The sequence below is a fragment of the Citrobacter sp. Cpo071 genome (assembly GCF_030332765.1).
Taxonomy (GTDB): Bacteria; Pseudomonadota; Gammaproteobacteria; order Enterobacterales; family Enterobacteriaceae; genus Citrobacter; species Citrobacter portucalensis.
Map to the genome: position 1 here is coordinate 79090 of NZ_JAOWHE010000076.1, position 24222 is coordinate 103311.

The 24222-nt window shown below is 52.6% G+C and carries 24 protein-coding genes; 11 read left to right on the forward strand and 13 right to left on the reverse strand.

The genetic code is table 11. From position 1 onward, the window contains the following. The first annotated feature begins 17 nt into the window (after nucleotides 1-17). From OGY09_RS25430 to OGY09_RS08670, 10 genes are all read left to right on the forward strand, one after another. On the forward strand, nucleotides 18-98 hold the full coding sequence (locus tag OGY09_RS25430) for a hypothetical protein (RefSeq protein ID WP_418221920.1): 81 nt from the start codon (nucleotides 18-20) through the stop codon (nucleotides 96-98). Between the two features lie 228 nt (nucleotides 99-326). After that, complete coding sequence (gene rpmH / locus OGY09_RS08630; protein WP_003023858.1) at nucleotides 327-467, forward strand: 50S ribosomal protein L34; 141 nt, start codon at nucleotides 327-329, stop codon at nucleotides 465-467. A 17-nt stretch (nucleotides 468-484) separates the two neighbouring features. Beyond that, the gene (gene rnpA, locus OGY09_RS08635; protein ID WP_003844432.1) at nucleotides 485-844 is read left to right on the forward strand and encodes a ribonuclease P protein component; all 360 of its coding nucleotides are present in this window, start codon (nucleotides 485-487) and stop codon (nucleotides 842-844) included. Continuing rightward, a complete protein-coding gene (yidD, locus tag OGY09_RS08640; protein ID WP_003023846.1) occupies nucleotides 808-1065 on the forward strand; it encodes a membrane protein insertion efficiency factor YidD in 258 nt (85 codons plus the stop codon). Before rnpA ends, yidD begins: the two co-directional genes overlap by 37 nt. Nucleotides 1066-1067: 2 nt before the next feature. Further along, complete coding sequence (yidC, locus tag OGY09_RS08645) at nucleotides 1068-2714, forward strand: membrane protein insertase YidC (RefSeq protein WP_003827058.1); 1647 nt, start codon at nucleotides 1068-1070, stop codon at nucleotides 2712-2714. A 105-nt stretch (nucleotides 2715-2819) separates the two neighbouring features. After that, a complete protein-coding gene (mnmE, locus tag OGY09_RS08650; RefSeq protein ID WP_032945460.1) occupies nucleotides 2820-4184 on the forward strand; it encodes a tRNA uridine-5-carboxymethylaminomethyl(34) synthesis GTPase MnmE in 1365 nt (454 codons plus the stop codon). Nucleotides 4185-4366: 182 nt separating this feature from the next. Then, complete coding sequence (locus OGY09_RS08655) at nucleotides 4367-5548, forward strand: MFS transporter (protein WP_032945462.1); 1182 nt, start codon at nucleotides 4367-4369, stop codon at nucleotides 5546-5548. After that, nucleotides 5517-6476 (forward strand): HTH-type transcriptional regulator YidZ, encoded by a 960-nt coding sequence (gene yidZ / locus OGY09_RS08660; protein WP_032945464.1) that lies wholly within the window; start codon nucleotides 5517-5519, stop codon nucleotides 6474-6476. The genes OGY09_RS08655 and yidZ overlap by 32 nt, the downstream gene beginning before the upstream one ends. A gap of 166 nt (nucleotides 6477-6642) precedes the next feature. Continuing rightward, complete coding sequence (locus OGY09_RS08665) at nucleotides 6643-7389, forward strand: 4'-phosphopantetheinyl transferase family protein (protein ID WP_032945467.1); 747 nt, start codon at nucleotides 6643-6645, stop codon at nucleotides 7387-7389. A gap of 30 nt (nucleotides 7390-7419) precedes the next feature. Continuing rightward, nucleotides 7420-7986 carry an NADPH-dependent FMN reductase gene (locus tag OGY09_RS08670; protein WP_003827046.1) on the forward strand — a complete coding sequence of 189 codons (567 nt, stop codon included), beginning with the start codon at nucleotides 7420-7422 and terminating at the stop codon, nucleotides 7984-7986. A gap of 56 nt (nucleotides 7987-8042) precedes the next feature. On the opposite strand, the gene adeP is transcribed toward OGY09_RS08670, so the two are convergent. Then, complete coding sequence (adeP, locus tag OGY09_RS08675) at nucleotides 8043-9380, reverse strand: adenine permease AdeP (protein WP_032945469.1); 1338 nt, start codon at nucleotides 9378-9380, stop codon at nucleotides 8043-8045. Between the two features lie 167 nt (nucleotides 9381-9547). Here adeP and yieH point away from each other — a divergent pair, with 167 nt between their 5' ends. After that, a complete protein-coding gene (yieH, locus tag OGY09_RS08680) occupies nucleotides 9548-10213 on the forward strand; it encodes a 6-phosphogluconate phosphatase (RefSeq protein ID WP_003827040.1) in 666 nt (221 codons plus the stop codon). Nucleotides 10214-10334: 121 nt separating this feature from the next. On the opposite strand, the gene phoU is transcribed toward yieH, so the two are convergent. The 12 genes from phoU to atpH form a co-directional block, all read right to left on the reverse strand. Beyond that, the gene (phoU, locus tag OGY09_RS08685; RefSeq protein ID WP_003023824.1) at nucleotides 10335-11060 is read right to left on the reverse strand and encodes a phosphate signaling complex protein PhoU; all 726 of its coding nucleotides are present in this window, start codon (nucleotides 11058-11060) and stop codon (nucleotides 10335-10337) included. Between the two features lie 14 nt (nucleotides 11061-11074). Beyond that, entirely contained in the window at nucleotides 11075-11848 is a 774-nt protein-coding gene (gene pstB, locus OGY09_RS08690; protein WP_003023821.1) for a phosphate ABC transporter ATP-binding protein PstB, read from the reverse strand. 46 nt (nucleotides 11849-11894) lie between these two features. Continuing rightward, nucleotides 11895-12785, reverse strand: coding sequence for a phosphate ABC transporter permease PstA (gene pstA / locus OGY09_RS08695; RefSeq protein ID WP_003827037.1), 891 nt, complete (start codon nucleotides 12783-12785; stop codon nucleotides 11895-11897). Next, nucleotides 12785-13744 (reverse strand): phosphate ABC transporter permease PstC, encoded by a 960-nt coding sequence (pstC, locus tag OGY09_RS08700; protein ID WP_008786549.1) that lies wholly within the window; start codon nucleotides 13742-13744, stop codon nucleotides 12785-12787. Before pstC ends, pstA begins: the two co-directional genes overlap by 1 nt. Before the next feature lie 143 nt (nucleotides 13745-13887). After that, nucleotides 13888-14928, reverse strand: coding sequence for a phosphate ABC transporter substrate-binding protein PstS (pstS, locus tag OGY09_RS08705; protein WP_003827033.1), 1041 nt, complete (start codon nucleotides 14926-14928; stop codon nucleotides 13888-13890). A 334-nt stretch (nucleotides 14929-15262) separates the two neighbouring features. Next, on the reverse strand, nucleotides 15263-17092 hold the full coding sequence (glmS, locus tag OGY09_RS08710) for a glutamine--fructose-6-phosphate transaminase (isomerizing) (RefSeq protein ID WP_003827031.1): 1830 nt from the start codon (nucleotides 17090-17092) through the stop codon (nucleotides 15263-15265). A gap of 225 nt (nucleotides 17093-17317) precedes the next feature. Beyond that, complete coding sequence (gene glmU, locus OGY09_RS08715; protein WP_008786550.1) at nucleotides 17318-18688, reverse strand: bifunctional UDP-N-acetylglucosamine diphosphorylase/glucosamine-1-phosphate N-acetyltransferase GlmU; 1371 nt, start codon at nucleotides 18686-18688, stop codon at nucleotides 17318-17320. A gap of 671 nt (nucleotides 18689-19359) precedes the next feature. Then, nucleotides 19360-19779, reverse strand: coding sequence for a F0F1 ATP synthase subunit epsilon (locus OGY09_RS08720; RefSeq protein WP_003023809.1), 420 nt, complete (start codon nucleotides 19777-19779; stop codon nucleotides 19360-19362). Nucleotides 19780-19799: 20 nt separating this feature from the next. Then, the gene (gene atpD / locus OGY09_RS08725) at nucleotides 19800-21182 is read right to left on the reverse strand and encodes a F0F1 ATP synthase subunit beta (protein ID WP_003023806.1); all 1383 of its coding nucleotides are present in this window, start codon (nucleotides 21180-21182) and stop codon (nucleotides 19800-19802) included. A gap of 26 nt (nucleotides 21183-21208) precedes the next feature. Then, nucleotides 21209-22072, reverse strand: coding sequence for a F0F1 ATP synthase subunit gamma (atpG, locus tag OGY09_RS08730; protein ID WP_006687765.1), 864 nt, complete (start codon nucleotides 22070-22072; stop codon nucleotides 21209-21211). A 50-nt stretch (nucleotides 22073-22122) separates the two neighbouring features. After that, nucleotides 22123-23664 (reverse strand): F0F1 ATP synthase subunit alpha, encoded by a 1542-nt coding sequence (gene atpA / locus OGY09_RS08735; RefSeq protein ID WP_003827026.1) that lies wholly within the window; start codon nucleotides 23662-23664, stop codon nucleotides 22123-22125. A 12-nt stretch (nucleotides 23665-23676) separates the two neighbouring features. Continuing rightward, the gene (gene atpH / locus OGY09_RS08740; protein WP_003827024.1) at nucleotides 23677-24210 is read right to left on the reverse strand and encodes a F0F1 ATP synthase subunit delta; all 534 of its coding nucleotides are present in this window, start codon (nucleotides 24208-24210) and stop codon (nucleotides 23677-23679) included. Nucleotides 24211-24222: the final 12 nt, after the last annotated feature.

Consider the following 24222-nt stretch of genomic DNA (forward strand, 5'->3'; position numbering starts at 1 on the left):
GCATATTGAAAAAATTAATGAGTAAAGATGCTTTACTGCTTAAACGATCTAATAAAGATCCCGTGCGATCCTTGCGCTTTATCCACCAGCCCGTATAATTCTTACCCCCAGCGAGTAACGGTCGCCTTACGGCGTCAACGCTGCCTGTTTTTTACGCGAAACCATGCGGAAAAAAGCGGGAAATAAGGAAAGAGAATTGACTCCGGAGTGTACAATTATTACAATCCGGCCTCTTTAATCACCCACACTGTGGCGTAAGTCGTTCGAAATTCGTTCGGGTATACGCAAAAGTCAGTGAATTTATTCAAGTTTAGGTAGAAATCGCCATGAAACGCACTTTTCAACCGTCTGTACTGAAGCGCAACCGTTCTCACGGCTTCCGTGCTCGTATGGCTAATAAAAATGGTCGTCAGGTTCTGGCACGTCGTCGTGCTAAAGGCCGTTCTCGTCTGACCGTTTCTAAGTAATAAAAGCTAGCCCCTGAGTGGTTAAGCTCGCATTTCCCAGGGAGTTACGTTTGTTAACTCCCACTCATTTCACATTCGTCTTCCAGCAGCCACAACGGGCTGGCACGCCGCAAATCACCATCCTCGGCCGCCTGAATTCGCTGGGGCATCCCCGTATCGGTCTTACAGTCGCCAAGAAAAATGTTAAACGTGCGCATGAACGCAATCGGATTAAACGTCTGACGCGTGAAAGCTTCCGTTTACGTCAGCACGAGCTTCCAGCAATGGATTTCGTGGTGGTGGCGAAAAAAGGGGTTGCTGACCTCGATAACCGTGCTCTCTCGGAAGCGTTGGAAAAATTATGGCGTCGCCATTGTCGCCTGGCTCGCGGGTCCTGATAGCCCTCATTCGGGTCTATCAACGCCTGATCAGTCCGCTGCTTGGGCCGCATTGCCGTTTCACTCCAACCTGTTCGAGCTACGGAATTGAGGCATTGCGCAGGTTTGGAGTGATAAAAGGCAGTTGGTTGACGGTGAAACGCGTATTAAAATGCCACCCTTTACACCCTGGTGGTGACGATCCCGTCCCGCCCGGACCATTTGATACCAGAGAACACTAACGATGGATTCGCAACGCAATCTTTTAGTCATCGCTTTGCTGTTCGTGTCTTTCATGATCTGGCAAGCCTGGGAGCAGGATAAAAACCCGCAACCTCAGGCCCAACAGACCACGCAGACAACGACCACCGCAGCGGGTAGCGCCGCAGACCAGGGCGTACCGGCCAGTGGCCAGGGGAAACTGATTACGGTTAAAACTGACGTGCTTGATCTGACCATCAACACCCGTGGTGGTGATGTGGAACAGGCTTCACTGCCAGCTTACCCGAAAGAACTCGGTTCTACCGAACCGTTCCAGTTACTGGAAACCACGCCACAGTTCATCTACCAGGCACAGAGTGGCCTGACAGGTCGTGACGGCCCGGATAACCCGGCTAACGGCCCACGTCCGCTGTACAACGTCGATAAAGACGCGTTTGTACTGGCTGACGGTCAGAACGAACTGCAGATCCCGATGACCTATACTGACGCAGCGGGTAACACATTCACTAAAACGTTTGTTCTTAAGCGTGGTGAATATGCTGTCAACGTTAACTACAGCGTGCAGAACGCCGGCGAAAAACCGCTGGAAATCTCCACCTTTGGTCAGTTGAAGCAATCCATCAATCTGCCATCTCATCGCGACACCGGTAGCAGCAACTTTGCGCTGCACACCTTCCGTGGCGCGGCGTACTCCACGCCGGATGAGAAGTATGAGAAATACAAATTCGACACCATTGCTGAAAACGAAAACCTGAACGTCAATGCTAAAGACGGCTGGGTCGCAATGCTGCAACAGTATTTCGCAACGGCATGGGTTCCGCGTAACGACGGCACCAACAACTTCTATACCGCTAACCTGGGTAACGGCATTGCCGCTATCGGCTATAAATCACAGCCGGTACTGGTACAGCCTGGCCAGACTGGCGCGATGACCAGCACCCTGTGGGTCGGCCCGGAAATTCAGGATAAAATGGCGGCCGTTGCACCGCACCTGGATCTGACCGTGGATTACGGCTGGTTGTGGTTCATTTCTCAGCCGCTGTTTAAACTGCTGAAGTGGATCCATAGCTTCCTGGGTAACTGGGGCTTCTCCATCATCGTTATCACCTTTATCGTTCGTGGCATCATGTACCCGCTGACCAAAGCGCAGTACACCTCCATGGCGAAGATGCGTATGCTGCAGCCAAAGATTCAGGCTATGCGTGAACGTCTGGGCGATGACAAACAGCGTCAGAGCCAGGAAATGATGGCCCTGTACAAAGCTGAGAAGGTAAACCCGCTGGGCGGCTGCTTCCCGCTGATCATCCAGATGCCAATCTTCCTGGCGTTGTACTACATGCTGATGGGCTCCATTGAACTGCGTCATGCGCCGTTCGCCCTGTGGATCCATGACCTGTCTGCACAGGACCCGTACTACATCCTGCCGATTCTGATGGGCGTGACGATGTTCTTCATTCAGAAGATGTCTCCGACCACTGTAACCGACCCGATGCAGCAGAAGATCATGACCTTCATGCCGGTCATCTTCACCGTGTTCTTCCTGTGGTTCCCGTCAGGTCTGGTGCTGTACTATATCGTCAGCAACCTGGTAACCATTATTCAGCAGCAGCTGATTTACCGTGGTCTGGAGAAACGTGGCCTGCATAGCCGCGAGAAGAAAAACTCCTGATTCGGTGTAGGCCGGATTAGGCGAAGCCGCCATCCGGCAAACGGAACATAAAGTAAAGGGCGGTCATTAGACCGCCTTTTTTATTGCATTAAGAAGAGACAAACCATGAGCCATAACGACACCATCGTCGCTCAGGCCACCCCACCGGGACGTGGTGGCGTGGGTATCCTGCGTATCTCCGGCCTGAAAGCGCGTGAGGTCGCAGAAACCGTACTTGGGAAACTGCCCAAACCGCGTTATGCCGATTATCTGCCGTTCAAAGACGCGGATGGCAGCGCGCTGGATCAGGGGATTGCCTTGTGGTTCCCCGGCCCAAACTCCTTTACCGGCGAAGACGTTTTAGAGCTTCAGGGCCACGGCGGTCCAGTGATTCTTGACCTGCTGCTCAAACGTATTCTGACCATTCCCGGGCTGCGCATTGCCAGACCGGGTGAATTCTCCGAGCGAGCGTTTCTCAATGATAAGCTCGATTTAGCCCAGGCCGAGGCGATTGCCGACCTGATCGATGCCAGCTCAGAGCAAGCCGCTCGCTCGGCGCTGAACTCGTTGCAGGGCGCATTTTCCGCACGGGTAAATCATCTTGTGGAAGCGCTCACTCACCTGCGCATCTATGTTGAAGCAGCGATCGACTTCCCGGATGAAGAAATCGACTTCCTGTCTGACGGCAAGATTGAAGCGCAACTCAACAGCGTTATCAGCGATCTTGATGCCGTGCGTGCGGAAGCGCGTCAGGGCAGCCTGCTGCGCGAAGGGATGAAGGTGGTGATTGCCGGGCGTCCAAACGCCGGGAAATCAAGCCTGCTGAACGCGCTGGCTGGCCGTGAGGCGGCCATTGTCACCGACATTGCCGGGACGACCCGCGACGTGCTGCGTGAGCATATTCACATCGATGGCATGCCGCTACACATCATCGACACCGCCGGTTTGCGCGATGCCAGCGACGAAGTGGAACGCATCGGTATCGAACGTGCCTGGCAGGAAATTGAACAGGCCGACCGTGTACTGTTTATGGTTGATGGCACTACCACTGACGCCGTGGACCCGGCAGATATCTGGCCAGACTTTATTGCCCGTCTGCCAGCCAAACTGCCGATCACCGTGGTGCGTAACAAAGCGGATATTACCGGTGAGACGCTGGGCCTTAGCGAAGTAAATGGCCACTCACTGGTTCGCCTCTCCGCGCGTACCGGTGAAGGCGTTGACGTACTGCGTAATCATCTCAAACAGAGCATGGGCTTTGAAACCAATATGGAAGGCGGCTTCCTGGCCCGTCGTCGTCACCTGCAGGCGCTGGCAGAAGCTGCAGAGCATCTCGAGCAGGGTAAAGCCCAACTGCTCGGAGCATGGGCCGGAGAATTGCTGGCTGAGGAGCTACGCCTTGCGCAGCAGAACCTCAGTGAGATCACCGGAGAATTTACCTCCGACGATCTGCTGGGACGGATTTTCTCCAGCTTCTGTATCGGTAAGTAACGTTGTGTTGCCCGGTGGCGTGATGCTAACCGGGCCTACAGGCCTCGTAGGCCCGATAAGGCGTTTACGCCGCCATCCGGCAACAACTATTTCCCATGGGGAAATCACTGTTGTCCAAATGGCAACTCGTGCAGTTGACTCTCTGACCGTATGCTTAGCGCCACATTTCTTATGAGGTCGCTATGACACGCTTTCTAATCTGCAGTTTCGCCCTGGTTCTTCTTTATCCTGCCGGTATTGATATGTATCTGGTGGGGCTGCCCCGTATTGCTGCCGATTTACAGGCCAGCGAGGCGCAACTGCATATCGCGTTTTCGGTATATCTGGCAGGAATGGCGACGGCGATGCTGTTCGCCGGTAAAATTGCCGACCAGTCAGGTCGCAAACCGGTCGCCATAGTCGGCGCACTCATCTTTATTTTCGCCTCTGCGCTATGTTCTTTCGCTGAAAGCGGTACACCATTCCTCATAGGTCGTTTTATTCAGGGCGTAGGTGCGGGCTGTTGCTACGTGGTGGCTTTCGCCATCCTGCGCGACACACTCGACGATCGCCGTCGGGCGAAGGTACTGTCGTTGTTGAACGGTATTACCTGTATCGTGCCGGTGCTGGCTCCAGTGATGGGGCATCTGATCATGCTCAAATACCCGTGGCAGAGCCTGTTCTACACGATGATGGGAATGGGGGTGGCTGTTTGCCTGCTGTCGGTGTTTGTCCTGCGAGAATCGCGCCCAGCAACGCTTATGGCGACGACGGAAAAGAACCACACGACCGAATCACTGGTAAACCGCTTTTTCTTAAGCCGTCTGGCCATTACCACCCTCAGCGTGTCGGTGATCCTGACCTTCGTGAATACGTCTCCGGTGCTGCTGATGGAAGTGATGGGCTTCGACCGTGGCGAGTACGCCACTACGATGGCCATGACCGCAGGCATCAGTATGGCGGTCTCTTTCTCTACGCCATTTGCTCTGAGCGTATTTAAGCCTCGCGTTCTGATGCTGACCTCACAGGTGTTGTTTCTGTGTGCCGGCGTGGTGTTAACCCTTGCCACTTCACACGCAGTAACGCTTTTCGGGCTGACGTTAATCTGCGCTGGATTCTCGGTCGGCTTCGGTGTTGCGATGAGCCAGGCGCTTGGGCCGTTCTCGCTGCGCGCGGGCGTCGCCAGCTCGGCATTAGGTATTGCCCAGGTTTGCGGTTCCTCGCTGTGGATTTGGCTGGCGGCGGTTCTTGGCCTTGATGCGCTGAATATGCTGATCGGGATTCTGATTGGCTGTAGCATAGTGAGTATCATGCTGATTATCACTGTTGCACCTAACCGGTCCGCGCCAACTCATGAAGAAATCCCTCAGCAGTCTCGATCTTAATTTATTGCTCTGCCTGCAGCTGTTGATGCAGGAACGCAGCGTCACTAAAACCGCCAAACGGATGAACGTCACGCCGTCGGCGGTCAGTAAGTCGCTGTCGAAGCTGCGGACCTGGTTTGATGATCCCTTGTTTGTGAACACCCCGCTGGGGCTATCGCCGACGCCGCTGATGGTCAGCATGGAGCAGAGCCTTGCTGAATGGATGCAGATGGGCAATCAGTTGCTCGATAAGCCGCACCATGAGTCTCCACGCGGGCTGAAGTTTGATCTGGCGGCCGAAACGCCGTTAGTGATGATCATGTTCAATGCGCTCTCCCAGCAGATTTATCAGCGCTATCCCCAGGCAACAATCAAAATACGCAACTGGGACTATGACTCGCTGGATGCCATTATTCGCGGTGAAGTGGATATTGGCTTTACCGGGCGCGAAAGTCATCCGCGTTCGCGCGAACTGCTGAGTTTGTTGCCATTGTCGATCGACCATGAAGTGCTGTTTTCCGATCTGCCCTGCGTCTGGCTACGTGAAGATCATCCCGCACTGCAGGAAGAGTGGAATCTGGACACCTTTCTGCGCTATCCGCACATCAGCATTAGCTGGGAGCAAAGCGATACATGGGCGCTGGATGAAGTCCTGCAAGAAATGGGACGCGCACGCAATATCGCGTTATGTCTGCCCGGTTTTGAGCAATCGCTGTTTATGGCCGCGCAGCCGGATCACGCGCTGATAGCCACGGCACCGGTCTATTGCCAGCGTTATAACCAACTCCACCAGCTCCCACTCGTGGCGCGACCTATGCCATTTGATACGGCGCAACTGGAAAAAATGCGCGTACCGTTCACTCTTCTTTGGCATAAACGCAACAGCCACAATCCTAAGATCGTCTGGCTAAAAGACACGATCAAGGCGCTTTATCACGATATCTCCTGACGATCCTTCATTTTGGTGTTGCTAAATCGACCATTCTGGCAACAGAAATGTAAATATCGCGTAATGTCTCCCATTTTCGCTTAGTTTTTGGGCAGCAAAGCCTGCCCGGAAGCCGTGTAAATGTTACTCTGGTAATAATCACGGACCATTAATCACGGAGCGACAAATGGCGACACATTTTGCCAGAGGGATTCTTACGGAGGGACACCTGGTTTCAGCTCGCCTCCCTTCTCCATGTCATATCGAAGCAAGAGATCTACCCGCTCATCGCCGGACACGTTTCCTGGCTTCCCGAAGTCTTCTCGCTGAACTGATGTTTATGCTTTACGGCACCAGCACGCTGCCCGAAATTGTTACTCAGGCCAAAGGTAAGCCCGTTTTTCGCGATAAGAACCTGCCGGGTTTTTCGATTTCCTATGCCGGGAATATCGTCGGTGTTGTGCTAACAACTGAAGGAACGTGCGGCCTGGATATGGAACTTCAGCGGGCCACCCGCGGGTTTCACAATCCAAATTCAGTGGAAACGTGGCGCTTCTCCAGTAACGAAAACCTGTGGATCAATAACCAAAACGACCCCAACGAAGCACGCGCGCAGCTCATTACATTGCGCCAGAGCGTACTCAAACTCACTGGCGATGTGTGCAATGACGATCCGCGCGAGCTCCAGCTTTTACCCGGCGCAGGGCGCCTGAAATGTGCCCATGTGGCGCAGGTTGAAGCCATTTGCGATGCGGAAGATGTACTGGTGTGGTCAGTTGCGGTTACGCCAACCATTGAAAAACTCAAAGTTTGGGAGTTTGATGGTAAACAGGACTGGAAAATTTTGCCTGATATCCAGACTCGTGCCAATGAGCCAACGGGTCGTCTGATCCGGTTCTCTCAATTATGTGCAGCGAAGAGCCATACGCTTTGATTTAACCTTCATGATGAAACAGGAGTCACCATGTCTGAAACATTGAATGTTGTTACGTTACTGGGAAGTCTGCGCAAAGGTTCGTTTAATGGAATGGTTGCCCGTACGCTGCCCAAGATTGCTCCAGCGGGAATGGAAGTGAACGCGCTGCCGTCGATTGGTGATATCCCTCTGTACGATGCCGACCTCCAACAGGAAGAAGGTTTTCCGGCCAGCGTAGAAGCACTGGCTGAGCAAATCAGAAAGGCTGACGGTGTCGTCATCGTCACACCTGAATATAACTATTCTGTTCCGGGCGGACTGAAGAACGCCATCGACTGGCTGTCCCGCCTGCCCGATCAGCCATTATCGGGTAAGCCGGTGCTGATCCAGACCAGTTCTATGGGCGCTATTGGCGGCGCGCGCTGCCAGTATCATCTGCGTCAGATCCTGGTATTCCTCGACGCCATGGTAATGAACAAGCCGGAATTTATGGGCGGCGTCATTCAGAACAAAGTAGACCCGCAGACAGGTGAAGTGATCGACCAAAGCACGCTGGACCATCTGACCGGTCAACTGACCGCATTTGGCGACTACATTCAGCGCGTGAAAGCGTAAAAGAAAAAGCCCGGCGATATGCCGGGCTTGTTGATATATGGGCAAATAAACAGCGATTAGTGCGCGTCGATAAACACAATCTTCAGCACAAACAGCAGCGCGACAATGATGACGCACGGGCTGAGATCGCGGAAACGTCCGGTACCAATCTTCATCACGCAGTAAGAAATAAAGCCCAGCGCAATACCTTCGGTAATTGAGAAGCTAAAGGGCATCATCACGGCGGTAATAAACGCCGGAACCGCTTCTGTCAGGTCATCCCACTTCACGCGCGACAGGCTTGATGTCATCAGGACGCCAACGTAAATCAGCGCACCAGCGGCTGCATAGCCCGGTACCATCCCCGCCAGCGGCGACAGGAAGATAACCAGCAGGAACAGCAGGCCAACGACCACGGCAGTCAGACCGGTACGTCCACCGACCGAAACCCCGGAAGAAGATTCGATATACGCAGTAACGGAAGAAGTCCCGATAAACGCCCCGGTAACCGACGACACGCTATCCACATACAGCGCTTGCTTCATGCGCGGGAACTTGCCCTTCGCATCCGCCAGACCGGCTTTATCCGTAACGCCAATCAGCGTACCGGAGGAGTCGAACAGGTTAACCAGCATGAACGAGAAAATCACACCCGCCAGGCCAATGTTAAACGAACCGGCCAGGTCGACATGTCCGATAACGGACATCACGCTCGGTGGCGCAGAAACGATACCGTTGTAATGAACATCGCCAAGCATCCAGCCCAGCAGCGTGGTTACGACGATAGAAATCAGCACCGCCGCGTGAATGTTACGGGACGCCAGAATCGCGATGATAAAGAAGCCCAGGATACCGAGCAGTACGCTGTGGGACGTCAGGTTACCGATAGACACCAGCGTGTCTTTGTTGGCGACGATAACACCGGCGTTTTTCAGCCCCATCATGCCGATGAACAGACCAATACCGCTGGTGATCCCCACACGCAGGCTAACCGGGATATTGGCAATCATCCAGTAACGAACGCGGAAAATCGTCAGCAGCAGCAGACCAACAGCGCCCCAGAAGATAGCGCCCATACCAATCTGCCATGACAGCCCCATCGCGCCAACGACCACGAAAGCGAAGAATGCGTTCAGGCCCATAGCAGGCGCAAGTGCGACCGGCAGGTTGGCAAACAGGCCCATCAGGATGCTACCAAATGCAGCAATAAGGCAGGTGGTAACAAAGACAGCGCTGGTATCCATGCCAGCCACGCCAAGAATTTGCGGGTTAACAAAAACGATATACACCATCGTCAGGAAGGTCGTTAAACCGGCGATCACTTCGGTCCGTGCCGTCGTGCCATGTTCGCGCAGTTTGAACACGCGTTCCAGCATCCCCTGGCCAGAAGCCTGGGTTGTGTGTTGTTGACTCATTATCAATTTCCGAACAAGGAGGGAAAATTCGTCGCTATCCTATACCAAAATGCGACAATAGGGTTGGGTTATGAGCAACTTTTTTCATTGATTTTGCTTATACGGCAACGATTGCGTCGCCCAATAATGCATTACGAAAACGTTAAACTTGTTAAAACGGAAATGACATGTCCCAGATAGAAGCCGTATTTTTTGACTGTGACGGTACCCTTGTCGACAGTGAAGTGATTTGTTCTCGCGCGTATGTCAGCATGTTCCAGGCGTTTGGCATTACGCTCGATCTTGAAGAAATTTTCAAACGCTTCAAGGGGGTAAAGCTGTACGAGATCATCGACATTATCAACGAAGAGCACGGTGTCGAACTGGCAAAAGCCGATTTAGAACCGGTTTACCGCGCTGAGGTCGCACGTCTGTTCGATACGGAACTGGAGGTGATTGCCGGTGCCAATGCGCTACTGGACAGCATGGCCGTACCAATGTGTGTGGTCTCTAACGGTCCAGTCAGCAAAATGCAGCATTCGCTGGGTAAGCTGGGCATGTTGCACCATTTCCCTGATTTACTGTTCAGCGGCTACGATATTCAGCGTTGGAAGCCCGATCCGGCCCTGATGTTCCATGCGGCGAAAGCGATGGACGTTAACGTTGAGAACTGCATTCTGGTTGATGATTCCAGCGCAGGTGCGCAGGCGGGGATTGCCGCCGGGATGGAAGTGTTCTACTTCTGCGCCGATCCGCATAACAAACCGATCGATCATCCAAAAGTGACGACGTTTACCGATCTGGCACAGTTGCCGGAATTGTGGAAAGCGCGGGGTTGGAATATCGTCGAATAAACAGTAGGCCCGATAAGCAAAGCGCCATCAGGCGAATAGCGCAGAATGCCGGATGCGGCGTAACACCTTATCCGGCCTACAATAGCGACGCCGGGGGATCCCGGCGAACGCAACAAACTGCTTATTCCTTCGGATCTTTGCCCGCCAGCAGCTTATCCAGCTCATCCCCGCCCACGTGACGGAAGTCTTGTCCCTTCACGAAGTAGAAGATGTATTCGCAGATATTCTGGCAGCGGTCACCGATACGTTCGATGGAACGTGCGCAGAACAGCGCGGTCAGCACGCTTGGAATGGTACGTGGGTCTTCCATCATATAAGTCATCAGCTGACGCACGATGCCTTCATATTCCTGGTCAACTTTCTTATCTTCGCGATAAATACGCACTGCTTCGTCCAGATCCATACGCGCAAACGCATCCAGCACGTCATGCAGCATTTGTACGGTGTGGCGGCCCAGTGATTCCAGGCTTACCAGCAGCGGCTGGTGCTGTTGCGAGAACTTCTCCAGCGCGGTACGGCAAATTTTGTCCGCCACGTCGCCAATACGTTCCAGCTCAGCGATGGTTTTGATAATCGCCATCACCAGACGCAGGTCGCTCGCTGTCGGTTGACGCTTGGCGATGATACGCACGCAGGCTTCGTCGATCGCCACTTCCATCATGTTGACGTTCTTATCGCCTTCAATGACGCGTTTTGCCAGCTCGCTGTCCTGGTTGTGCATCGCCGTGATTGCATCAGAAAGCTGCTGCTCGACCATGCCGCCCATGGTCATCACCTGGGTACGGATGCTTTCCAGCTCTGCATTGAACTGGCCGGAAATATGTTTATTAAGGTTAAGGTTATCCACAACAAGCTCCTGAATCAGCCGTAACGACCGGTGATGTAATCTTCAGTTTGTTTCTTCGCGGGCTTGGTGAACAGATCGTCCGTGTTGCTGAACTCAATCAACTCGCCCAGGTACATAAATGCCGTGTGATCGGAACAACGCGCAGCCTGCTGCATGTTGTGGGTAACGATAACGACGGTGTAATCCTCTTTCAGCTCAGTGATCAGCTCTTCGATACGCCCGGTAGAAATAGGGTCGAGCGCTGAACATGGCTCATCAAGCAGAAGCACTTCCGGGCGAATGGCGATACCACGCGCAATACACAGACGCTGCTGCTGACCACCCGAGAGAGAGTACCCGCTCTGGTGTAATTTATCTTTGGTTTCGTTCCACAATGCGGCCTTGGTCAATGCCCACTGCACACGCTCGTCCATATCTGCACGCGAGAGTTTCTCAAACAGACGTACGCCAAAAGCAATGTTGTCGTAGATGGACATCGGGAACGGCGTCGGCTTCTGAAATACCATGCCCACTTTGGCACGCAGCAGAGCGATATCCTGGGTATTGGTGAGAATATTGTCGCCATCCAGCAGGATTTCACCTTCCGCACGCTGCTCCGGGTACAGTTCAAACATTTTGTTGAACGTACGCAGCAGCGTCGATTTACCACAGCCTGACGGCCCGATAAACGCCGTTACCTGGTTTTTAGCTATATCCAGGTTGATGTTCTTCAGGGCATGGAATTTGCCATAGTAGAAGTTCAAATCACGAACCTGAATCTTACCCGGGGCAGTATCAACCATACTCATTTCAATCTCTTCCTCATCCGGCGCCGCATCAGCCACGCCGTAAAAATTAACCGTGTTTCTTCTTCGCGAAAATGACGCGCGCCAGAATGTTCAGCAGCAGTACGCACAAGGTAATAATCAGTACCCCGGCCCAGGCCAGTTGCTGCCACTCAGCAAACGGGCTCATCGCAAACTTAAAGATAGTGACCGGCAGGTTGGCGATAGGCTGCATCATGTCGGTGCTCCAGAACTGGTTGGAGAGCGACGTAAACAGCAGCGGAGCCGTTTCACCTGCGATACGAGCAATCGCTAACAGAACGCCTGTAATGATCCCCGAGACAGACGCCTTCAGGGTGATAGCAGAAATCATCTTCCATTTCGGCGTACCCAGTGCATAGGCCGCTTCACGCAGGCTATCCGGCACCAGCTTGAGCATGTTCTCCGTGGTACGGATAACAATGGGCACCTGCAGCAGCGCCAGCGCGATAACGCCCGCCCAGCCAGAGAAGTGCTCCATTTTTGCTACCACGATGGTGTAAACGAACAGACCGACTACGATTGATGGCGCAGACAGCAGAATGTCATTGATAAAGCGGATAACCTCAGCCAGCCAGGACTTACGTCCGTACTCTGCCAGGTAGATACCCGCCATAATGCCAAGCGGTGTACCAAAGACGGTCGCCCACAGAATTAACAGTCCGCTACCGGCCAGGGCGTTCGCCAGACCACCACCCGCCGTATTCGGCGGAGGCGTCATTTCGGTGAACAGCGCCAGCGACATACCGTCAATACCACGGGTGATCGTGGACATCAGGATCCAAATGAGCCAGAACAGACCGAACGCCATGGTCGCCATAGAGAGCGTCAGCGCGATGCGGTTCTTCAGACGGCGACGTGCCTGCATTTTACGGCGGGACTCCGCCAGCGCAGTGGTGTTTTGCATTTCAAGCGTAGCCATTAGCGTGCCCCCTCGTTCTTCGCAAGGCGCATGATCATGAACTTAGACGCCGCCAGTACGATGAAGGTGATCACAAACAGAATCAGACCCAGTTCCATCAACGCAGCAACGTGCAGCCCCGATTCCGCTTCGGCAAATTCATTCGCCAGCGCAGAGGTAATACTGTTGCCCGGCATGTACAGCGAGGCGCTATCGAGCTGGTAGGTGTTACCAATGATAAAGGTGACCGCCATGGTTTCACCCAGCGCGCGGCCCAGACCCAGCATCACACCGCCGATCACACCATTTTTGGTGAACGGCAGGACGATACGCCAGATAACTTCCCAGGTGGTACAGCCGATGCCGTAGGCTGACTCTTTCATAAGCACCGGCGTTTGTTCGAACACATCACGCATAACCGCAGCAATGTACGGAATGATCATGATAGCGAGGATCACACCAGCCGCCAGAATACCGATACCAAACGCCGGGCCAGCGAACAGTGCACCAACAAACGGAATGTTGGAAAGGATGTTTCCGACCGGCTCCTGGAAGTACGTCGCAAACAGCGGGGCAAAGATAAACAGGCCCCACATGCCGTATACGATGCTCGGAATTGCTGCCAGCAGTTCAATAGCGATACCCAGCGGACGACGCAGCCAACCGGGTGCAAGTTCAGTCAGGAACAGCGCAATGCCGAAACTCACCGGAACGGCAATCAGCAATGCAATAAACGAGGTGACCAGCGTACCGTAAATCGGTACCAGCGCGCCGTAGATATCGTTCGGCGCATCCCAGTCTTTGGTCCACAAAAAGGAGAAACCAAATTTCTGTATGCTTGGCCAGGAGGAGATAACCAGAGAGACAATAATGCCACCCAACATCAATAGCACAATCAGCGCAGCCAGTTTTACCAGCGCGCTGAATATCATGTCACCCTTTTTACCCGGTGGGTTAAAAGCAGGCTTGGTTGCAGCCATAAATCACTCTTTAAGTTAAACGCGTTTACGAAATTGCCCTGCCGGATGGCGCTACGCTTATCCAGCCTACAAATTGGGCCTACAGTCGGAACTGTAGGGCGGATAAGCGTAGCGCCATCCGCCAACTCGTTAAAGATATTCTATTAGTACAGCGCTTTACCGCTGCTGTCTTTCACGTTGGTCTTCCATGCAGCACGAATCTGCTCAACCACGCTGTCCGGCAGGCTGGCGTAATCCAGGTCATTAGCCTGTTTGCCACCATTTTTGTATGCCCAGTCGAAGAATTTCAGCACTTCAACGCCCTGCTCAGGCTTCTTCTGCTCTTTATGGACCAGGATGAAGGTGGTGGAAGTGATTGGCCACGCATCGTCACCTTTCTGGTTAGTCAGATCCTGAGCGAAAGTTTTGCTCCAGTCAGCGCCTTTAGCGGCGTTGGCAAAGTTTTCTTCGGTCGGGCTTACCGGTTTACCATCAGCAGAGACCAGCTTGGTGTACGCCAGGTTGTTCTGCTTAGCGTAAGCGTACTCAACGTAACCGATAGAGCCCGGCAGACGCTGGACGAACGCGGCGATACCGTCGTTACCTTTACCGCCCAGACCGGTCGGCCAGTTAACGGTAGAGCCGGAACCAATTTTAGATTTCCACTCTTCGTTCACTTTTGCCAGATAGCTGGTGAAGACAAAGGACGTACCGGAACCGTCAGCACGACGCACAACGGCGATATTCTGCGAAGGCAACTTCAGACCCGGGTTCAGTTTGGTGATGGCTTCATCATCCCACTTCTTAATTTTACCGAGGTAGATGTCGCCGAGCGTTTTACCGTCCAGCACCAGCTCGCCGGATTTTAGGCCAGGGATGTTGACTGCCAGTACCACACCACCGATAACGGTCGGGAACTGGAACAGGCCTTCTTGTGCCAGTTTCTCGTCAGACAGCGGTGCATCAGAAGCGCCGAAATCAACGGTATTGGCCGTAATTTGTTTTACACCACCGGAGGAGCCGATACCCTGGTAGTTTACTTTGCTACCGGTCTCTTTCTGATAGGTATCTGCCCATTTGGCATACACTGGCGCAGGGAAGGTTGCACCTGCACCTGTCAGGCTCGCTGCTGCAAACGCAGAGAACGCGCTCATGGATAAGGTCGCGGCGACAACAGTTGCGACAGTGGTACGCATAACTTTCATAATGTCTCCTGCACGGTTTTCGTAAATCGTTGTTTGAGTTGCTACTGTGAGCAAAATAGGACAAACAGGTGACAGTTAAATGTACGAAATATGACAGTTTTATGACAATGAAAAATACGGGAAGTTATTTATCTAAAAATACATTTAAAACAAAACGTTAACCATTACCATGACAATAACATTTCGCTAAAATTTTCTTTTTATGACACTGCAAACAGTAGCTGAAGATGACGGTTTGTCACATAAAACAGGCGGGATAATTGATTAAAAACAGAACAAGTTTAAAAAAATGCCCCGCTCATAGCAGGGCATTTTCAGTTCAGTTAGATACGGATTACTCTACGGTAACCGACTTCGCCAGGTTACGCGGTTGATCCACGTCGGTGCCTTTAATCAGCGCCACATGATACGCCAGCAGCTGCAGCGGAACGGTATAGAAGATCGGTGCAATCACCTCTTCCACATGCGGCATCTCAATGATGTGCATGTTTTCGCTGCTGGTAAAGCCAGCATCCTGGTCAGCAAAGACGTACAGCTGACCACCACGAGCGCGAACTTCTTCAATGTTGGACTTCAGTTTTTCCAGCAGTTCGTTGTTCGGCGCAACCACGATAACCGGCATATCGGCATCAATCAGCGCCAGCGGACCGTGTTTCAGTTCGCCTGCGGCATAAGCTTCAGCGTGAATATAAGAGATCTCTTTCAGCTTCAGCGCGCCTTCCAGCGCAATCGGGTACTGATCGCCACGGCCCAGGAACAGCGCATGGTGTTTATCAGAGAATCCTTCAGCCAGAGCGGCAATGCGTTTGTCCTGAGACAGCATCTGCTCAATACGGCTCGGCAGCGCCTGCAGACCGTGAACGATTTCCTGCTCAATAGCCACATCCAGGCCTTTCAGACGAGACAGTTTCGCCACCAGCATCAGCAGAACGGTCAGCTGAGTGGTAAATGCTTTCGTGGAGGCCACGCCGATTTCGGTACCGGCATTGGTCATCATCGCCAGATCGGATTCGCGCACCAGAGAAGATCCCGGTACGTTACAAATAGCCAGCGAGCCCAGATAGCCCAATTCTTTGGATAAGCGCAGACCCGCCAGGGTATCTGCCGTTTCACCAGACTGGGAAAGGGTGATCATCAGGCTGTTACGACGCACGGCGGATTTGCGATAGCGGAATTCGGAAGCAATTTCGACATCACAAGGAATGCCAGCCAGCGATTCAAACCAGTAGCGGGACACCATACCGGAGTTGTACGACGTACCGCAGGCGATAATCTGGATATGCTCAACCTGAGACAGCAGCTCGTTGGCATGCGAACCCAGCTCGCTTAAATCCACTTCACCGTGGCTGATACGGCCGGTCAGCGTGTTTTTAATTGCGTTCGGCTGTTCGTAGATCTCTTTCTGCATGTAGTGGCGATAAATACCTTTTTCGCCCGCATCGTATTGCAGATTAGATTCGATATCCTGACGTTTAACTTCCGCGCCAGACTTGTCGAAAATAGAGACCGAACGACGGGTCACTTCCGCGATGTCGCCCTCTTCCAGGAAGATGAAGCGACGGGTTACCGGCAGCAGTGCAAGCTGATCGGAAGCGATAAAGTTCTCACCCATACCCAGCCCAATCACCAGCGGACTGCCAGAACGGGCCGCCAGCAGGGTTTCCGGGTTACGGGTATCCATGATCACCGTGCCGTAGGCACCGCGCAGCTGCGGAATAGTACGCAGCACGGCTTCACGCAGCGTACCACCCTGTTCCAGCTCCCAGTGCACCAGGTGAGCAATCACTTCGGTGTCGGTTTCAGAAACAAAGGTGTAGCCACGCGTTTTCAACAGCTCACGCAGTGGTTCATGGTTTTCAATGATGCCGTTATGCACCACAACAATGTGTTCAGAAACATGGGGATGCGCGTTCGCTTCTGAAGGTTCACCGTGTGTCGCCCAGCGGGTGTGAGCAATACCAGTACCACCATGCAGCGGATGTTCTTCCGCAGCAGCAGTCAGCATCTGCACTTTACCCAGACGACGCAGACGGGTCATGTTGCCTTCAGCATCTACAACGGCCAGACCAGCAGAGTCATAACCACGATATTCCAGACGACGTAAACCTTCGAGAAGGATTTCAGCTACATCACGCTGCGCGATAGCGCCAACAATTCCACACATATTTTTTGATTCCGAATTTAGGCATTGTGCCTGTCGTTGTCGGTCAACCTGATACCCGTATTTCGGGCGCCCCGAGCCTTGTAGAGAGTGGGGTTATTTTTATAGGTACTGCTTGTTGAGCGGAGGATTATATTATCCCCTCATCTCTTGTCTGCCTGATGGCGCTCACGCTTATCAGGCCTACAGAACGTCACCGCACGTAGGCCGCCATCCGGCAAAAATAAATTACTTCTTCTTCACCGGACGCTGCCAGCCCTGTTTATGGACCTGAGGTACACGGCTTAATACCAATTCGTTATCGGCGACATTACGCGTTACGGTGGTTCCTGCGGCAATCGTCGCACCTTTACCCACGGTGACAGGTGCCACCAGCTGAGTATCAGAACCCACAAACACATCATCACCAATAATGGTTTTAAACTTATTGGCACCATCGTAGTTGCAGGTGATCGTACCCGCGCCGATATTCACGTTATCGCCAATTTCCGCATCGCCCAGATAGGTCAAATGACCAGCTTTAGAGCCTTTACCCAGACGCGCTTTTTTCATTTCGACGAAGTTACCCACGTGTGCACCTTCCTGCAGCTCAGCACCCGGGCGCAGACGCGCGAATGGACCGATGGTGCATGCGGCTTCCAGATGGGCATCTTCCACCACACTGTACGGGCTAAGCTCACAACCCTCACCAATCACGCTGTTTTTGATGATGCAGCCAGCACCAATCTTGACGCGATCCCCAACGGTTACGTTACCTTCAATGATAACGTTAGTATCAATTTCAACATCGCGCCCGTGAATCAGCGTACCGCGAAGATCAAAACGTGCAGGATCGCGCAGCATCACGCCCGCCAGCAGCAGTTTTTCTGCCTGCTCGGACTGATACACACGTTCCAGACGGGATAACTGAAGGCGGTTATTTACCCCTTCCGTTTCACTGATTCGTGCCGGATGTACCGCAGCAATTTCACGTCCTTCCTGATACGCCATCGCGATGATATCGGTGATGTAGTATTCACCCTGCACGTTGTTGTTGGTCAGTTTAGACAGCCAACGCTTCATGTCAGCGCCGTTGGCAATCAGAATACCAGTGTTGATTTCCTGGATTTGACGCTGCTCGTCGGTTGCATCTTTATGCTCAACAATGCCAGTAACTTTGCCGTTATCACGGGTAATACGCCCATAGCCGGATGGGTCGTCCAGTTTTACCGTTAACAAACCGATACCACCCTGCGGTTTGGCTTCACGCAGGCGACGTAAGGTATCGGTAGAGATCAGCGGCACATCTCCATAGAGCATTAAAATGTCTTCGTCATCACTAAAGAATGGCGCCGCCTGCTGCATTGCATGGCCGGTACCCAACTGCTCAGCCTGCAGAACCCAATTCAGATTGCCATCTTTCAGCGTTTGCTTAAGCAGATCGCCACCGTGTCCGTAGACAAGGTGTACATGAGTCGCACCTAATTCATTAGCTGCATCAATGACATGCTGAACCATCGGCTTTCCTGCGAGGGTGTGCAGCACTTTAGGAAGATCGGAATACATACGCGTGCCTTTGCCTGCGGCAAGGATCACAACGCTCATAGCATTATTCAACATACACGTCCTGACTGTAATTTGAGAACGAATTTATACCGTTTCACATTGAAAATACTACATTTTTTTCAGCGTGAAATGGACCGAAGATAAAACGTTCAACAGGGGGTATTCCCCATCTGATAACTCACTATTTTCGTCTATATCTGCGTCTTTTGTCTCCCAAAAACCAGGAGTCTGCTCTTATTAAAGCCTTAGGTTAATGTTTTTGCTATTTTTTTACCGCATGAATAAAGCATTACATCAGCATAGTACGATTTTATTTATGTGATTCAGTGAGAAGCAGAAAAACGGGTAGGGAAAATTGAGGGGGAAAGACAGAGAACAAATGATACAGCGAAGGAGGGGGATTTAATGACGATGACGCTAGCTGATAAACCGCATTAAGCTTGCGCCACAGAGCAGGCGGGGAAAGACTAAAAACTCATATTGCTGAACAGGGCGATGATTTTGTTGATCAATTTCATGTTGGTATCTCTTTTTTTATCTGAGTTCATTATGTGACATACATCACATAAAAAAGAGTCTACGCCTTATTTTTTAACCAATCAATATTTTTATGATCTAAATCACGAAATAATAAAACTGCTTTTTATTTACATATTTCCTGTAACCAAGCCATAAAAAAAGCCAGCCTGGAAACCAGACTGGCCTTTGTGCTTTTCAAGCCGGTGTTACATCGCTTTTTTGGTCAACTCGATAACGCGCAGTTTCGCGATCGCTTTGGCCAGTTCCGCAGATGCCTGAGCGTAATCCACGTCACCATGAGAGCTCTTAATGTGCTCTTCAGCCTTACGCTTCGCTTCCAGGGCTCTCGCTTCATCGAGATCCTGTCCGCGAATCGCGGTATCAGCCAGTACGGTCACGCTGCCAGGCTGCACTTCGAGAATGCCGCCGGACAGATAGATAAACTCTTCATGACCGAACTGTTTAACGATGCGGATCATACCAGGCTTAATGGCGGTGAGCAGCGGTGCGTGACCCGGGAAAATACCCAGTTCACCTTCACTACCCGTTACCTGGATTTTCTCGACCAGACCAGAGAACATTTGTTGCTCCGCGCTGACGACGTCCAGGTGGTAAGTCATTGCCATATCACCCTCCGATTAAGGCGTTAAAGTTTTTTGGCTTTTTCCACGGCTTCGTCGATAGAACCAACCATGTAGAACGCCTGCTCTGGCAGGTGGTCGTATTCGCCTTCCATGATGCCTTTAAAGCCACGGATGGTGTCTTTCAGGGAAACGTATTTACCCGGAGAACCGGTGAATACTTCCGCAACGAAGAACGGCTGGGACAGGAAGCGCTGGATCTTACGCGCACGTGCTACCACCAGTTTATCTTCTTCAGACAGTTCATCCATACCCAGGATGGCGATGATGTCTTTCAGTTCCTGATAACGCTGCAGCAGGGACTGTACGCCACGCGCGGTGTCGTAGTGTTCCTGGCCAACAACCAGCGGATCCAACTGACGGCTGGTGGAGTCCAGCGGGTCAACTGCCGGGTAGATACCCAGAGAAGCGATCTGACGGCTCAGTACCACGGTTGCATCCAGGTGAGCAAAGGTGGTTGCTGGGGACGGGTCAGTCAAGTCATCCGCAGGTACGTATACCGCCTGAACGGAGGTGATAGAACCGGTTTTGGTAGAGGTGATACGTTCCTGAAGAACACCCATCTCTTCCGCCAGGGTCGGCTGGTAGCCTACCGCTGATGGCATACGACCCAGCAGTGCAGATACTTCTGTACCGGCCAGGGTGTAACGGTAGATGTTATCAACGAACAGCAGAACGTCACGACCTTCGTCACGGAACTTCTCAGCCATGGTCAGACCGGTCAGTGCAACGCGCAGACGGTTTCCCGGCGGCTCGTTCATCTGGCCATATACCAGGGACACTTTGTCCAGTACGTTGGAGTCGGTCATTTCGTGGTAGAAGTCGTTACCCTCACGAGTACGTTCACCTACGCCCGCAAACACGGAGTAACCGGAGTGTTCGATCGCGATGTTACGGATCAGCTCCATCATGTTTACGGTTTTACCTACACCCGCACCACCGAACAGACCGACTTTACCGCCCTTAGCGAACGGACACATCAGGTCGATAACTTTGATGCCGGTTTCCAGCAGTTCCTGAGAGCTGGACAGCTCTTCGTAGGAAGGTGCTGCGCGGTGGATAGCCCAACGCTCTTCTTCACCGATATCGCCTTTCATGTCGATCGGGTGACCCAGGACGTTCATGATACGACCCAGGGTTGCTTTACCTACCGGGACTTCGATCGGGTGTTCGAGGTCTTTAACTTCCAGACCACGACGCAGACCGTCGGAAGAACCCATGGCGATGGTACGTACGATACCGCCGCCGAGCTGCTGCTGAACTTCCAGCACCAGGCTCTCTTTACCATTCATAACCTCAAGAGCATCGTACACGCGCGGTACGGCATCCTGAGGGAATTCGACGTCAACCACGGCGCCGATTACCTGGACAATTTTTCCAGTAGCCATCTTGAATCCTCTACGAATTAACCTGGTTATACCGCGGATGCACCACCGACGATTTCGGTGAGTTCCTGAGTAATGCTGGCCTGACGAGCTTTGTTGTATACCAACTGCAGCTCTTTAATCAGGCTGCCGCCATTGTCGGTCGCGGCTTTCATCGCCACCATACGTGCGGCCTGCTCGCTGGCCAGGTTTTCTACCACGCCCTGATAAACCTGAGACTCGACATAACGACGCAGCAAGGTATCCAGCAGCGCTTTCGGGTCTGGCTCATACAGGTAATCCCAGGATTTACGCTTCAATTCATCATCATCTGATGCCGGCAGAGGCAGCAATTGAGTGATGGTTGGCGTCTGAGACATGGTGTTAATAAATTTGTTGCTGACAACGTACAGTTTGTCCAGACGACCTTCGTCGTAGGCCTGCAGCATCACTTTAACCGGACCGATCAGTTCGGACAGGGAAGGGTTATCCCCCATGCCGGTTACCTGAGCGATCACGTTTCCGCCAACGGAGTTAAAGAAAGACACGCCCTTAGAGCCGATCATTGCGATATCGCACTGAACGCCTTTATCGGACCATGTTTTCATATCCGCCAGCAGCTTTTTGAACAGGTTAATGTTCAAGCCACCGCACAGACCACGGTCGGTCGACACCACCAGGTAGCCCACGCGTTTAACGTCGCGTTCTTCCAGGTAAGGGTGCTTATATTCCAGATTACCATTCGCAAGGTGACCAATCACTTTGCGCATGGTCTCTGCATAAGGACGGCTGGCCGCCATGCGATCCTGCGATTTACGCATTTTGGAAGCGGCGACCATCTCCATCGCTTTAGTGATCTTCTGCGTGTTCTGGACGCTTGCGATCTTACTACGTATCTCTTTTGCGCCGGCCATGAGCTTCTCCTCAATGCCTTGCGGTCCGCCCTAAAGCAGACCGCCAGACGTTACCAGGACTGGGTTGCCTTGAAGGAATCGAGGATAGCTTTCAGCTTGCCTTCGATTTCATCGTTATAGCCACCGGACTGGTTGATCTCTTGCATCAGCGGAGCATGGTCACGGTCAACGTAAGCCAGCAGAGCGGCTTCGAAGCTACCGATTTTCGCCAGTTCCACATCTTCGAGGTAACCGCGTTCAGCCGCAAACAGCACCACACCCTGCTGTGCAACAGACATTGGCGCATACTGTTTCTGCTTCAGCAGTTCAGTTACTTTCTGACCATGGCTCAGCTGCTTACGAGTAGCTTCATCCAGGTCGGAAGCGAACTGAGAAAACGCTGCCAGTTCACGATACTGTGCCAGAGCGGTACGAATACCACCGGACAGTTTCTTGATGATCTTGGTCTGCGCTGCACCACCAACACGAGATACGGAGATACCCGGGTTAACTGCCGGACGAATACCGGAGTTAAACAGGTTGGTTTCCAGGAAGATCTGACCATCGGTAATGGAAATTACGTTAGTCGGAACGAACGCAGAAACGTCACCCGCCTGGGTTTCGATAATCGGCAGAGCGGTCAGGGAGCCGGTTTTACCTTTAACTTCACCATTGGTGAACTTCTCAACGTATTCCGCGTTTACGCGGGATGCGCGTTCCAGCAGACGGGAGTGGAGGTAAAATACGTCGCCTGGGAATGCTTCACGTCCTGGCGGACGACGCAGCAGCAGGGAAACCTGACGGTAAGCAACAGCCTGTTTAGACAGGTCATCGTAAACGATCAGTGCATCTTCACCGCGGTCACGGAAGTATTCGCCCATTGCGCAACCGGCATATGGTGCCAGGTATTGCAGTGCAGCAGATTCAGACGCGGTCGCCACAACAACGATGGTGTTGGACAGTGCGCCGTGTTCTTCCAGTTTACGAACCACGTTGGAAATGGTGGACGCTTTCTGGCCGATAGCCACGTACACACATTTGATGCCTGAATCACGCTGGTTGATGATGGCATCGATTGCCATCGCAGTTTTACCTGTCTGACGGTCACCGATGATCAGCTCACGCTGGCCACGACCGATTGGGATCATGGCATCAACAGATTTATAACCGGTCTGTACTGGCTGGTCGACGGACTGACGTTCGATTACGCCTGGTGCGATAACTTCGATTGGCGAGAAGCCATCGTTATCAACCGGACCTTTACCGTCAATCGGGGAACCCAGAGTGTTCACCACACGACCCAGCAGGCCACGGCCAACCGGAACTTCCAGAATACGACCCGTACACTTAACCTTCATGCCTTCGGCGAGGTCAGCGTATGGACCCATCACAACTGCACCTACGGAGTCGCGCTCCAGGTTCAGTGCGATAGCGTAACGGTTACCCGGCAGGGAAATCATCTCACCCTGCATACAATCGGCCAGGCCGTGAATGCGGATAACACCGTCACTTACAGAAACAATAGTACCTTCGTTATGAGCTTCGCTCACAACACTGAACTGAGCAATGCGCTGCTTGATCAGTTCGCTGATTTCGGTGGAATTCAGTTGCATGCTCCAGTCCCCTTAAGACTGCAAGACGTCTGCAAGGCGCTCAAGACGGCCGCGTACGCTGCCATCAATGACCATATCACCCGCTCGGATGATTACGCCTGCCATTACAGACTTATCGATTTTGCAATTCAGCTTAACTTTGCGTGACAGACGTTTTTCCATCGCAGCACTAATCTTCGTAAGCTGTTCATCACTCAGTGCATTGGCAGAAGTGACTTCTACCTCAGAGATAGCCTCACTGGCTGCACGCAGGTGAATAAACTGCTCAAGAACATCCGGGAGCGCATTCAGACGGTTATTTTCAGCCATAACCCTAATCAGGTTTTGGCCGCTTTCGTCCAGCTGCTCACCGCACACGGCGATAAACGACTCAGCGAGCGTTTCCGGCGCCAGCGCGCCAGAGAGAAGCTCTGCCATTTGTTCGTTTTTTGTCACCTCAGCGGCGAACGTCAACATATCCTGCCAACGGTCAATGCTTTGGTGCTCAACGGCAAAGTCAAAAGCTGCTTTGGCGTAGGGGCGAGCTACCGTAATAAATTCAGACATCAGCCCCTCCCT